This window comes from Nocardioides sp. R-C-SC26 (genome assembly GCF_021246465.1).
Classification (GTDB): domain Bacteria; phylum Actinomycetota; class Actinomycetes; order Propionibacteriales; family Nocardioidaceae; genus Nocardioides.
In genome coordinates, this window is sequence record NZ_JAHRHK010000002.1 from 144,529 (window position 1) to 157,340 (window position 12,812).

At 71.7% G+C, this 12,812-nt stretch carries 12 protein-coding genes; 7 read left to right on the forward strand and 5 right to left on the reverse strand.

Features of this window, described 5'->3' with window-relative positions; all coding sequences use genetic code 11:
- Positions 1-38 precede the first annotated feature (38 nt).
- Positions 39-338, reverse strand: a complete 300-nt coding sequence (locus tag KSO97_RS02350) for a zf-TFIIB domain-containing protein (protein ID WP_232676270.1) — start codon at positions 336-338, stop codon at positions 39-41.
- 220 nt (positions 339-558) lie between these two features.
- Here KSO97_RS02350 and KSO97_RS02355 point away from each other — a divergent pair, with 220 nt between their 5' ends.
- A complete protein-coding gene (locus KSO97_RS02355; protein ID WP_232676271.1) occupies positions 559-990 on the forward strand; it encodes a hypothetical protein in 432 nt (143 codons plus the stop codon).
- A gap of 90 nt (positions 991-1,080) precedes the next feature.
- Here KSO97_RS02355 and KSO97_RS02360 read toward each other — a convergent pair whose 3' ends face one another.
- The gene (locus KSO97_RS02360) at positions 1,081-2,769 is read right to left on the reverse strand and encodes a fumarate hydratase (protein WP_232676272.1); all 1,689 of its coding nucleotides are present in this window, start codon (positions 2,767-2,769) and stop codon (positions 1,081-1,083) included.
- 33 nt (positions 2,770-2,802) lie between these two features.
- Positions 2,803-3,102, reverse strand: a complete 300-nt coding sequence (locus KSO97_RS02365) for a metal-sensitive transcriptional regulator (protein ID WP_232676273.1) — start codon at positions 3,100-3,102, stop codon at positions 2,803-2,805.
- A 38-nt stretch (positions 3,103-3,140) separates the two neighbouring features.
- Between KSO97_RS02365 and KSO97_RS02370 the strand changes: the two genes are divergently transcribed.
- The 5 genes from KSO97_RS02370 (at position 3,141) to KSO97_RS02390 (ending at position 8,023) form a co-directional block, all read left to right on the forward strand.
- The gene (locus tag KSO97_RS02370) at positions 3,141-3,353 is read left to right on the forward strand and encodes a heavy-metal-associated domain-containing protein (protein ID WP_232676274.1); all 213 of its coding nucleotides are present in this window, start codon (positions 3,141-3,143) and stop codon (positions 3,351-3,353) included.
- 6 nt (positions 3,354-3,359) lie between these two features.
- Positions 3,360-4,319 (forward strand): hypothetical protein, encoded by a 960-nt coding sequence (locus KSO97_RS02375; RefSeq protein ID WP_232676275.1) that lies wholly within the window; start codon positions 3,360-3,362, stop codon positions 4,317-4,319.
- Positions 4,309-6,534 (forward strand): cation-translocating P-type ATPase, encoded by a 2,226-nt coding sequence (locus KSO97_RS02380; RefSeq protein WP_232676276.1) that lies wholly within the window; start codon positions 4,309-4,311, stop codon positions 6,532-6,534. Before KSO97_RS02375 ends, KSO97_RS02380 begins: the two co-directional genes overlap by 11 nt.
- An 82-nt stretch (positions 6,535-6,616) precedes the next feature.
- Positions 6,617-7,108: a VOC family protein gene (locus tag KSO97_RS02385; RefSeq protein WP_232676277.1), complete on the forward strand. Its 492-nt coding sequence runs from the start codon at positions 6,617-6,619 to the stop codon at positions 7,106-7,108.
- Between the two features lie 195 nt (positions 7,109-7,303).
- Entirely contained in the window at positions 7,304-8,023 is a 720-nt protein-coding gene (locus tag KSO97_RS02390) for an SDR family NAD(P)-dependent oxidoreductase (protein WP_232676279.1), read from the forward strand.
- 66 nt (positions 8,024-8,089) lie between these two features.
- Here the strand turns inward: KSO97_RS02390 and KSO97_RS02395 are convergent, their stop codons facing one another.
- Together KSO97_RS02395 and KSO97_RS02400 are read right to left on the reverse strand one after the other, a co-directional pair.
- Entirely contained in the window at positions 8,090-9,745 is a 1,656-nt protein-coding gene (locus KSO97_RS02395) for a DNA repair helicase XPB (RefSeq protein ID WP_232676280.1), read from the reverse strand.
- 22 nt (positions 9,746-9,767) lie between these two features.
- Positions 9,768-12,062, reverse strand: a complete 2,295-nt coding sequence (locus tag KSO97_RS02400) for a helicase-associated domain-containing protein (protein WP_232676281.1) — start codon at positions 12,060-12,062, stop codon at positions 9,768-9,770.
- 45 nt (positions 12,063-12,107) lie between these two features.
- Between KSO97_RS02400 and KSO97_RS02405 the strand changes: the two genes are divergently transcribed.
- On the forward strand, positions 12,108-12,812 hold a 705-nt coding region (locus tag KSO97_RS02405; RefSeq protein ID WP_232676282.1), incomplete at its 3' end, for a PP2C family serine/threonine-protein phosphatase.

The window sequence follows — 12,812 nt, forward strand, 5'->3', positions numbered from 1 at the left end:
GCCCCCCCCCCCGGGGGCCCCCCCGCGGGGGCGGACGTTCAGTCGAACAGCTCGGAGAGCCAGCTCTCGCGGCGCTTCTTCTTGTAGCCCTTGTCGTAGTCGCGGTCGTGACGTTGGTCATAGCCACGCGGAGCCGGCGGTGCCTGGTAGGACTCGTACCGGGCGGCGGGTGCCTGTTGGGGCGCGGGCACAGTCGGCCCCTGGCTGAGGGAGCGGTCGATGATCTTGTCGAGCTCGCCGCGGTCGAGCCAGACCCCACGGCACGTGGGGCAGTAGTCGATCTCGATGCCGCTGCGCTCGCTCATCACGAGCGTCGCCCCGTCGGTCGGGCACTGCATGTGGGTCCTCCTGGTCGCCGTCGGAGCCGGAGCGGCTCCCATCGTGTCCAACGACCCGGGGCGATCGACCGTTCCCGCGTGGTCGAGCCCGTGGTGAGGGCCGGCGCCGGTGCCCGCCGGCTTCGTCGGGGATCGGGGCGTCACTTACGCTCCCTGGGCTCGTTGAACCATGTGTCGGCGCGCCCGTCGTCCCTTCCTCGGTGTTGAAAGGCCATTCCTCATGAAGCGCTACCTGTCCGCCCTGCTCGTCCTCGCGAGCCTGATGACGTCCGCCGTCACGATGTCGGCCCCGGCGCAGGCGGCCAAGAAGGCCGGTCCGAGCTACGGCAGCTACTCCAGCTACCTCTTCGACATGCGTGCTCGCGTCGCGCAGCCGGTCAAGAAGCAGGGTCGTCTGTACGTGCAGATCAACCGCAACGGCAACCAGTCCGGCGATCGCCAGGTCATCTTCAAGCGCCAGATCCAGGGCAAGTCCGCGCAGGTCTCCGGCATCCGGGATCTCGCGCCGAACCAGACGATCACGTTCAACAGTGGCGTCGTGCCGTGCGGCAAGTCGATCTCGGCCACGTTGAGTGCGCGCGGTCGCGCCGACGCGAACTCGGCCTGGACCGAGTGGAAGTCGATCTCGGCGAACTTCACGCGCTCCTGCTGAGGCATCTGCCCTGACGTGAGACGAGCCGGCCCGCCGCTGATGCGGAGGGCCGGCTCGTCTGTTCCCCGACGGCGTGTGCCGGTGACACCGCTATTCGGCCGAGCGCACCCGGATCCCCGATACGGGCACGGTGACGGTGCCGGAGGGGTCGGTGAAGAAGTCGTTGCCCTTGTCGTCGACGACGATGAAGGCCGGGAAGTCCTCGACCTCGATCTTCCACACCGCCTCCATGCCGAGCTCGGGGTACTCGATGACCTCCTGGCTCTTGATGCAGTCCTGGGCCAGCCGGGCCGCGGGGCCGCCGATCGACCCGAGGTAGAAGCCGCCGTAGGTGTCGCACGCCTCGGTGACCTGCTTGGAGCGGTTGCCCTTGGCGAGCATGACCATCGAGCCTCCGGCGGCCTGGAACGACTTCACGTAGGAGTCCATCCGGCCGGCCGTGGTCGGGCCGAACGAGCCTGACGCCATGCCCTCCGGCGTCTTGGCCGGACCGGCGTAGTAGACGGGGTGGTTCTTCAGGTACTCCGGCATCTCCTCACCGGCGTCCAGGCGCTCCTGGATCTTGGCGTGGGCGATGTCGCGGGCCACCACCAGCGGTCCGGTCAGTGAGAGCCGTGTCTTCACGGGGAGTTCGGAGAGGACCGCGAGGATCTCCGACATCGGCCGATTCAGGTCGATGGCGACGACCTCTCCGCCGCTGATGTCCTCGGCGACGCCGGCGTCGGGCATGTACTGGGCGGGGTCCATCTCGAGCTGCTCGAGGAAGACGCCGTCCGCGGTGATCTTGCCCAGCGCCTGCCGGTCGGCCGAGCAGGAGACGGCGATCGCCACCGGGCAGGAGGCGCCGTGGCGGGGGAGGCGGACCACGCGCACGTCGTGGCAGAAGTACTTGCCGCCGAACTGCGCACCGATGCCGAAGCTCTGGGTCAGCTTGAAGACCTCCTCCTCCAGTTCCAGGTCGCGGAAGCCGTGGGCGCTCATCGAGCCCTCGGTGGGGAGGTTGTCCAGGTAGTGCGCGCTCGCGTACTTGGCGGTCTTCAACGCGTACTCCGCGCTCGTCCCGCCGATCACGATCGCCAGGTGGTACGGCGGGCAGGCGGCCGTGCCGAGCGAGCGGATCTTCTCGTCGAGGAACTCCAGCATCCGCTTGGGGTTCAGGACGGCCTTGGTCTCCTGGAACAGGAACGACTTGTTCGCCGAGCCGCCGCCCTTGGCCATGAAGAGGAACTTGTACTCCGGACCTTTCGGCCCCTGAGCGGTGGAGTAGAGCTCGATCTGGGCCGGCAGGTTCGTGCCGGTGTTCTTCTCCTCATACGTCGTCAGCGGCGCCAGCTGGGAGTAGCGCAGGTTGAGGTTGGTGTAGGCGTCGAAGACGCCGCGGCTGATCGCCTCGCCGTCGTCCGCGCCGGTGAGCACGCCCTCGGACTTCTTGCCCATCACGATCGCGGTGCCGGTGTCCTGGCACATCGGCAGCACGCCGCCGGCCGAGATGTTGACGTTCTTGAGCAGGTCGAGCGCCACGAAGCGGTCGTTGCCCGACGCCTCGGGATCGTCGATGATCTTGCGCAGCTGGGCGAGGTGCGCGGGCCGCAGGAAGTGGCTGATGTCGTGCATCGCCTCGGCGGTCAGTCGCTGGATCGCCTCGGGGGCCACCTCGAGGAACGTCTTCCCGTTCGCCTCGAACGTGGAGACGCCCTCGGTGGTGATCAGGCGGTACGGCGTCTCGTCGGCGCCGGTCGGCAGCAGGTCGGAGTAGCGGAACTCTGGCGGGGTGCTCACGAGCCCCCAGGGTAGTGGGCGCCTCCCGCGCGATCAGGACCGCACGAGACGGCGGATGGCGGCCGACGCCTCCGCCACCTTCCCGTCGGCCTCGGCGCCACCGGCGCGCGCCGCCTCCACGACGCAGTGGCCGAGGTGATCGTCGAGCAGGGCGAGTGCCACCTGCTGCAGCGCCTTGGTGGCAGCGCTGACCTGCGTGAGGACGTCGATGCAGTAGGTGTCCTCCTCGACCATCCGGTGGATGCCGCGCACCTGACCCTCGATACGACGAAGACGCTTGAGGAGGGCCTCTTGGTGCCCGTGGTGGTGGTAGCCGTGCGCCTGGGTCTCCATGACGTCGATCTTATACCCCTAGGGGGTATGATGTCGGCATGAGCGAGAGCGTCGTGCAGAACTACACCGTCGAGGGCATGACCTGCGGCCACTGTGCCGCTTCGGTCACCGAGGAGCTGGAGGAGATCGACGGCGTCGTCGCCGTCGAGGTCGACGTGACCACGGGATCGGTCACCGTCACCAGCGAACAGCCGCTCGCCGAGGCCGACGTGCAGGCGGCCGTCGTCGAGGCCGGCTACCGGGTGGTCTGACCCGGCATGAGCACCGGAGTCCGCGTCCTCGCGTTCGTCGCGATCCTGGCTGTCATCTTCGGTGGGGCCTGGGCGGTCGGCGCGGCCGTCGGACCGATCGGCACCGACGACACCGGGCACGGCTCCCACTCGACGGGTCGCACGGTGCTCGACCCGGTCGAGGGTGGGGCGGAGCATGAGCACGGCTCGGACTCCGACTCCGACTCCGGCGACGTGGGCGGGCCTGGCGGCCTGGCGGTCGCGCAGGACGGCGTCCGGCTGGTGCTGGCCGACCAGACCCTTCGCGCGGGCACGCGACCGCTGAGCTTCGTCGTCGAGGGAGCCGACGGTCGTCCTGTCACGGAGTACGACATCGTGCACGAGAAGCGATTGCACCTGATCGCCGTGCGTCGTGACTTCGGCGGCTTCCAACACCTGCACCCCGTGCTCGACGACGGCATCTGGTCGACGTCGGTGGACGTGAGCCCTGGAGCATGGCGGGTGTTCGCGGACTTCACTCCGGCCGGTGGATCGCCGGTCACCCTCGGCGCGGACCTGCAGGTGCCGGGCTCGGTGCCCCCGGCGCGACCGGGAGAGGAGAGCCGCACCGACGAGGTCGACGGCTTCACCGTGCGCCTGCACGGAGACCTCGTCGCGGGCCAGCACGAGATGCTGCACGTGGAGGTACAGCGCGACGGCGTGCCCGTGACGCCGGAGCCGTATCTGGGTGCGTTGGGGCACCTCGTCGCGTTGCGCGAGGGTGATCTCGCCTACCTGCACGTGCACCCCGACGGCGAGAGCACGACGTTCGGCACCGAGGCGCCGAGCCTCGGTCGCTACCACCTCTACTTCGACTTCCGGGTCGGCGGGGTGGTGCGCACCGCGAACTTCGTGCTGGACGCCGCGCGCGGCGCCGCCGCCTCCGACGTCGACTCGGGCGACGTGGATGCCGAGACGGACGAGACGGGCGCGGGCCATGCGCACTGAGCTGGCCGAGACGGCCGCGGTGGCGGACGCGGCAGGGCGCGTCGAGCTGGAGCTGACCGGCATGACGTGTGCCTCCTGCGCCAACCGGATCGAGCGCAAGCTCAACAAGGTGCCGGGTGTCGCCGCGACGGTGAACTACGCGACCGAGAGGGCCGTGGTGCGCCTCAGCGGCCCCGAGGTCACGACGTCCGAGCTGATCGCCGTCGTCGAGTCGGCGGGATACGGCGCGACGGTGCGGGAGCCGGATCGACCGGTGTCCGCCGATGCACCGGACGACGGGGGCGCGTCGTCCGTGGGTGGGCTGCTCGACGACCCGCTGGCGCAGCGTCTGGTGGTGTCCGCGGTACTGAGCGTGCCGGTCGTCGCGATGGCGATGGCGCCCGCGCTGCAGTTCACGTACTGGCAGTGGCTCTCGCTCACGTTGGCCGCACCCGTCGTGGTGTGGGGAGCCTGGCCGTTCCACCGCGCCGCCTGGGTCAACCTGCGTCACGGCGCCGCCACGATGGACACCCTGATCTCGATGGGCACGCTAGCGGCGCTCGGCTGGTCGGTCTGGGCCCTCTTCTGGGGAACCGCGGGCACTGCCGGGATGACGCACCCGTTCGAGCTGACCATCCGGCGCGGCGACGGCAGCGCCAACATCTACCTCGAGGCCGCCGCGGGCGTCACGACCTTCATCCTGGCCGGCCGCTACCTGGAGTCACGGTCCAAGCGTCGTGCCGGTGCCGCGCTGCGCGCCCTGCTCGACCTCGGCGCCCGCGACGTCGCAGTGCTGCGGGAGGGCGCGGAGCTGCGGATCCCGATCAACGAGCTCGGCGTCGGCGATGAGTTCGTCGTGCGGCCGGGGGAGAAGATCGCCACCGACGGCGTCGTCGTCAGCGGTGCCTCGGCCATCGACGCCGCCCTCGTCACGGGTGAGTCCGTGCCGGTCGACGTCGTCGTGGGCGACCAGGTCGTCGGCGCGACCCTCAATGCCGGCGGGCGCCTCGTCGTCCGGGCGGAGCGGGTGGGTGCCGACACCCACCTGGCGCAGATGGCGCGCCTGGTGGAGGAGGCCCAGGAGGGTAAGGCCGCCGCCCAGCGGCTCGCCGACCGGATCTCCGGGATCTTCGTCCCGGTCGTGATCGCGCTCGCCGTCGGCACGCTGGCCTTCTGGCTGGGCAACGGCGGCGGCGCGAGCGCTGCGTTCACCGCCGCGGTCGCCGTCCTGATCATCGCGTGCCCGTGCGCGCTGGGGCTCGCGACGCCGACGGCGTTGATGGTCGGCACGGGTCGTGGCGCCCAGCTCGGCATCCTGATCAAGGGTCCCGAGGTGCTCGAGCAGACCCGGCGCATCGACACCGTCGTCCTCGACAAGACCGGCACGATCACCACGGGCGAGATGACCGTGCTCGAGGTCGACGCCGAGCCCGGCCACGACGCTGACGAGGTGCTGCGGGCCGCGGGGGCGGTGGAGGCCGCCTCCGAGCACCCGATCGCCCGAGCCATCGCCGACGCCGCACGGGTTCGCGGCGCCCTGCCCGAGGTGACGGGGTTCCTGGCGACCGCCGGTGTCGGGGTCGAGGGAGTGGTCGAGGGCCGCGCTGTGGTCGTGGAGCGGTCGCAGCGGTCGCATGCGACCGGCACCGCCGTCGACGTCCGGTGGGACGGCGTGGCGCGGGGTCGCATCGTCGTCGCCGACACGGTGAAGCCGTCGTCGGCCGAGGGCATCGCTCGGCTGCGCGCACTCGGGCTGAGGCCGCTCCTGCTCACCGGTGACGCGGAGTCGGTGGCGCGTGCGGTGGCCGAGGACGTCGGCATCGCGCCTGACGACGTGGTCGCCGAGGTGATGCCCGCCGACAAGGCCGACGTCGTGCGCCGTCTGCAGGCGGAGGGCCGGGTCGTGGCGATGGTGGGCGACGGCGTCAACGACGCCGCGGCGCTCGCGCAGGCGGACCTCGGCCTGGCGATGGGCACCGGCACCGATGCGGCGATCGCGGCCAGCGACCTCACCCTCGTGCGCGGCGACCTGCGTGTGGTCGCCGACGCGATCCGGCTCTCCCGCCGCACGCTCCGCACGATCCAGGGCAACCTGGTCTGGGCGTTCGGCTACAACGTGGCCGCGCTGCCGCTCGCCGCGGCGGGCCTGCTCAACCCGATGCTGGCGGGCGCGGCGATGGCCTTCTCCTCGGTGTTCGTGGTCGGCAACAGCCTGCGGCTGCGCTCCTTCCGCTGACCGGGCCGGTGGCGGGCGATGAGTCCGAGGGCGAACCCGGGTCGGTAGTGGTCACAGCACCGAGGATCACGAGGAGAGCGACATGACCGGCATCAGGACCAAGATCACCCCGAACCTCTGGTTCGACCGCGCGGCCGAGGAGGCCGCTGCGTTCTACATCGACGCGCTCGGCGGTGTCGGTCGCATCGTCACCGTCGTGCCGCCGCACCCCGGAACGCCGGCGCCCCAGGACGTGCCGATGGTGGTGGAGTTCGAGCTGCACGGCCAGCGCTTCGTCGCCATCAACGGCGGCGACCAGTTCCAGTTCACGCCGGCGGTCTCCCTGGAGGTCACGGTCGCCGATCAGGACGAGCTCGACCGGGTGTGGGCCGCGCTGACCGTCGACGGTGAGGAGCTTCCGTGTGGCTGGCTCACCGACCGGTACGGCCTCTCGTGGCAGGTGACGCCCCAGGCCTACTACGAGGCGATGAGCTCCGACGACGAGGCGGCCAAGAGCCGCATGCTCTCCGCCCTGTTCACCATGCACGGCAAGCTCGACGTCGCCGCCCTCCAGGCCGCCTTCGCCGGCGAGTAGCCCTCCCGTCGGTGGTCGAGAGGAGGGCGCCGAGGAACGAGGTGGGTCTCCCGGTGGTTGAGGAGGGCCGAGGAACGAGGCCCGTCTCGAAACCCCCGCACCCGACCCACTCCCGTCGCCCACGCCGTCTCCAGCGGATAGGGTCCGACCGGCTTCACCCCCGACAGACACACCACAGGACAGGCGGAACACGCGATGGGCGGACGGTTCGACGGTAAGCGGGCAGTGGTCACCGGAGCGGCGGGTGGCGTGGGCCGCTCGACGGTCGAGCTGCTCGAGCGCGAGGGCGCGACGGTCGTCGGGCTCGACCTGCACGCCTCGGACGGAGTGCTGGCGTGCGACGTCAGCGACGAGACCTTGGTGCGAAGCGCCGTCGAGCAGGCCGCCGCGACGCTCGGCGGCATCGACGTCGTGGTCAACGTCGCCGGCATCGACCAGTTCCGCAAGTTCGAGGACCTCGACGTCGCGACCTGGCAACGCCACCTCGGCGTCAACCTGACCGGCCCGATGCTGGTGAGCCACGCCGCGCTCCCGCACCTGCGCGCCAGCAAGGGCAACATCGTCACGATCGCCTCGATCGCGGGTCTGCGTGCCCAGCCGTACCAGGCCGCCTACTGCGCCTCCAAGGGCGGCGTGGTGCTGCTGATGAAGTCGCTCGCCCTCGAGCTGGCCGCCGACGGCATCCGGGTCAACACGATCTGCCCCGGCGGCGTGCAGACCGACCTGCCCACGAACGCCGCCGCCGAGCACCCCGACACCGACCTGGACTGGGGCCTGCTCATGGAGACCGCCGGTGCGCGCTACGGCTTCATGCCGCCCAGCGACATCGCGGACGCCGTCGCCTACCTGGCCTCGGACGCCGCGGCCTCGGTGACCGGCGCCGTGCTCTCGGTCGATCGCGGCACCGCCTGCTGAGCCGCACGTCTCGGCGGTCGGGGCAGAGGACGAGGTCACGTCGCCCCGCAGTGCGACCGCGGTTCCCTATACCCCCAGGTCCTCCGCATCCACGATCCGGTAGGCGTAGCCCTGCTCGGCCAGGAACCGCTGCCGGTTCTGGGCGAAGTCGGCGTCGACGGTGTCGCGGGAGACGACGGTGTAGAAGCGCGCGACCTTCCGCTCGCCCGTCGGGGACGGCGGGCCCGGGCGCAGCAGGCGGCCGAGCCGTTGGGCCTCCTCCTGGCGGGAGCCGAACGAGCCGGACACCTGGATCGCGACCTCGGCCGAGGGCAGGTCGATGGAGAAGTTGGCGACCTTGGAGACCACCAGCAGGCCGATCTCGCCGGTGCGGAACGCGTCGAAGAGCCGCTGACGCTCCTTGACCGGGGTCTCGCCGGTGATGACCGGCGCGTCGAGGGCAGCGGCCAGCTCGTCGAGCTGCTCGAGGTACTGGCCGATCACCAGGGTGGGGGAGTCGGCGTGGAGCGCGACCAGGTCGCGCACCACCCGCACCTTCTCGTGGGTGCAGGACGCGAGCCGGTAGCGCTCCTCGGGTTCGGCGGTGGCGTAGGTCAGCCGCTCGGACGTCGGAAGGGTCACCCGCACCTCGACGCAGTCGGCGGGCGCGATCCAGCCCTGCGCCTCGATGTCCTTCCAGGGCGCGTCGTAGCGCTTGGGCCCGATCAGGGAGAAGACGTCGCCTTCGCGTCCGTCCTCGCGCACCAGGGTCGCGGTCAGCCCGATCCGACGGCGTGCCTGCAGGTCGGCGGTCATCCGGAAGATCGGTGCCGGAAGCAGGTGCACCTCGTCGTAGACGATGAGGCCCCAGTCGCGAGCGTCGAGCAGCTCCAGGTGCGGGTAGGTGCCCTTCCGGCGGGTGGTCAGTACCTGGTAGGTCGCGATGGTGACCGGACGGATCTCCTTGACGGTGCCCGAGTACTCGCCGATCTCGTCCTCGGTCAGCGACGTGCGCCGCACCAGCTCGTCCTTCCATTGGCGTGCCGAGACGGTGTTGGTCACCAGGATCAGCGTGGTCGCCCGCGCTTGCGCCATCGCTGCCGCGCCCACCAGCGTCTTGCCCGCCCCACACGGCAGGACGACGACGCCCGAGCCGCCGTGCCAGAACGACTCGGCTGCGTGACGCTGGTAGTCACGCAGCGTCCAGCCGTCCTCCAGGAGATCGATGGGGTGCGCCTCGCCGTCGACGTACCCGGCGAAGTCCTCGGCCGGCCATCCCAGCTTGAGCAGCGCCTGCTTGAGGTTGCCGCGCTCGGAGCCGTGGACGACGACGGTGTCGTCGTCGATGCGGCTGCCGAGCATCCCGGCGATCTTCTTGGCACGCAGCACCTCCTCCAGCACGGGGCGGTCCGAGCTGGCCAGCACCAGGCCGTGGGTCGGGTGCTTCTCCAGCCGGAGCCGCCCGTAGCGCGCCATCGTCTCGGCGACGTCGACCAGCAGCGCGTGCGGCACCGCATACCGCGAGAACGTCAGCAGCGTGTCGATGACCTGCTCGGCGTCGTGACCGGCGGCGCGCGCGTTCCACAGTCCGAGGGGCGTCAGACGATAGGTGTGCACGTGCTCGGGAGAGCGCTCGAGCTCGGCGAACGGGGCGATCGCCCGCCGACAGTCCGCGGCGCGTTCGTGGTCGATCTCCAGCAGCAGGGTCTTGTCGGACTGCACGATCAAAGGCCCGTCGTTCACCCGAGGATTCTACGGACCGCCCTCAGCCGGACGGCGCGAGCGGGCGCACGGTGCGGATCCGGTGGACGGCGAAGCCGCGCACGTCGTCGGCGCGATGGTCGAACGCGACCAGCGAGCCGCCGTCGACCGAGCGCGGATCGACGACGCGATCCGAGGTCATGCCCTGGTTGTCCAGGTAGCCGATCACGACGGTCGTGCCGGTGTCGATCGCCTCGCGCAGTGCCGCCAGGGCACCGCTCGGCGAGAGCACCTCGGACGGCGGGCCCGCGGCGCCGACGGCACCCGCGGCACGGTCGCCTGCCCGCAGGCTCGTCACGGCCGCCGCGATCCGTGCCGTCTCCCGCGCGGCACTCGAGCGCGACGACGCCGCATCGCTGCGCCGCTGTCCCGAACCCGATCGCGGTGTGCGCGCACGCAGGACGTCGGGGCGCGTCACCTGGACGGCGCCGTCGGGCCCCTCGACGACCGGGGCGGCGCCCAGCTCGCGTAGGCGCGGCAGCAGGACGTCGAGCGAGGTGCTGCTGATCAGCACGGTCGGGGCCAGGCGACGCAGCCCCAGCCCGGCGGCCTGGGGGTGGTGCAGCAGCTCGGTCAGCGCGTTCTCGTCGTCGGCGCGCAGGAACGCCTCGGCGTGACCAACCCGGATCGAGCCGAAGGTGCGGACGGTGTCGTCGACGAGGTAGGTCAGCGGCTGTGGCACCGGTGTCCGCGAGACCGAGCCGAGGAAGTCGTGCAGCTCGACCGCGGTCCAACCGACGTCGAGTGCGCGGCGCACCGAGTCGCGGGTGAACCGGTAGACGGTCGCGCCGCCTTGGGACTCGATGTCGGCCACCAGGTGGAGCGAGCGGGCCAGCGTCGACTCCAGCGGGCCGGGAGCGACGGCGGTGAGGTCGGCCTGGATGAGCACGTGGTCGACCGGCTCGGGGAGCAACGGGTCGAGGGCACTCGCCGTCTCGTGGTCCAGCAGCTCGCGGAGGTACGCCGGTGCGCCGCCGAGCCCCAGCATTCCCAGCGCCGCCGCCTCGCGGCACGCCTCCTCGGTGAACCGGCCCCACGAGCGGGGGCGCCGTGGTCGACGCCAGGTCAGGTGTGCGACGAGCGAGGCCAGGCCGGTGCCTGCCGCGAGGGTCTCGCCGGCGGGAAGCTCGGCGATCGCCTCCAGGGTCGCCCGTCGGGTCGCCGGCGCCTGCGGCTCGCCGATCTCGGCGCTGAGACAGTTGCGTACCTTGCCGGCTTCGTCGCGCCCGCCCACGCGGGCCGGCGAGCGCGGCATCGTCAGCCACGTCGTGGCCAGTCGTGCCCATCGCTGCGAGGTCGGCTGGTCCAGCCAGGCGTCGAACGCGTCGCTGGGCACCCAGGCGAGGTCGCCCTCGTTGTCGGCGCGCTGGCCCACCAGGCCCGCTGCGACCGCCACCTCGACGAGCAGCGCCGCCTGGGCGTCGTCGACCTGCATCCAGGCGGCGGCCGCCCTGAGGTCACGGACACCGAGCCCTCCGTTGCGCAGCACGGCGGGCGGTGCCGTACCCCAGCGCTCGAGCAGCATCTCCACCCGGCGCATCGCCTCGAAGGCGGCGCCCGCCGCGGTGCGGTCGATCAGCGCCGTCGTCCGGGGGGACGTCGCCACGCTCGGCTCGACGTCGACGGCGCGGTCGGTGGTGTGTCCTCCGCGCAGCGCCAGGCCCACCTCCCCGGGCACCACGAGCGTGCCGTTGCCACCCCGTGGCACGAGGAGTCGCCGGGCGAGCAGTTCCTCCGCGGGGGTCCGGGCGTCGTCGACGGCGACCACGACCCGGGAGCCGGACGTCGTGGCCTCGCTGCGCGACTCGAGGAGGTGTTCGAGCATGCGCCGGGCCGGCTCGGACAGCTCCGCGAGCCGGGTGCGGAGCACGTCGCCGCTCGGTGCGTCGGCCGTGCGCGGCCAGAGCCCGCTCGTCCCCGGCCCGCCCCCGAGCGCGTCGCTCAACCCACCGACGGCGCGCAGCCCGTCGGTGGACCGCCACGCGAGCGCGAGCGCCTCGACCCGCGCGAGAGCTTCGGCGACAGCCGAGGGCTCGGCGTCGATCAGTGTCGTCAACTCGGCGGGTGTGGTTTGGCCGGCGACGACCAGGGCATCAAGCACCGAGAGTTCGAACGTGGTCAGTCCGTCGAGCGCCCGTGCGAGCGATGCCCGTGCGGCCGATCGCGACGCGAGCTGGCCGAAGTCGTGAGGAGTGGTGGTGGCGAGGTCGGGCCGGTGCGCGAGGAGCGCGCTCAACTGCTCGTCCGACCAGTTCCGCAGCTGGTCGGCGAGCGAGCGGAATCGGAGCTCCTCGGCCATCCTTCCCACGTTATCGGTGCGCTCCGCACCGTCGGCGGGAGTGTCATGAGCGGCGTCGAGCTCCACCACGGGTCGGCCACCGACGTCGGCCGCGTGCGGGAGGTCAACGAGGACGCCTTCCTCGTCGCTCCGCCGCTGTTCGTCGTCGCCGACGGCATGGGCGGCCACGACCGCGGCGACGCCGCGAGCCGGATCGTGGTCGAGGTGTTCGGCACCCTCGCGACCGACGCGGCGTCCGCCGACAACGTCAGCGCCACCCGCGCGGTCGAGGCGGCGCTCGTGGAGTGTCATCGGAGGCTGGCGGCGCTCGATGAGGCGGGCCGCGCCTCGGGCGACGATCACTTCAGCGCCGGTACGACGGCGGTCGTGGCGTTGCTCGTCACGGGGAGCGGCGAGCCGCGGTGGCTGCTGGCCAATCTCGGCGACTCGCGCGTCTACCGCTACCACGACGGCGTCCTGGAACAGCTGAGCACCGACCACAGCGTCGTCCAGGAGTTGGTCGACGCAGGGGAGATCTCGCGCGCCGACGCCGCCCTGCACCCCGAGCGCCACGTCGTCACCCGTGCGCTGGGCGGGGAGATCCTGCCCGACGCCGACTTCTTCCTCGCGCCCGTCGCCGACGCCGAGCGGCTGCTGCTGTGCACCGATGGCGTGAGTGGGCTCATCGACGACGCGACGATGGCGCGGATCATGGCGGGGGGGGGGGGGCCCCCCCCCGCCCCCCCGGCCCCCGGGGGGGGGGGGGGGCCC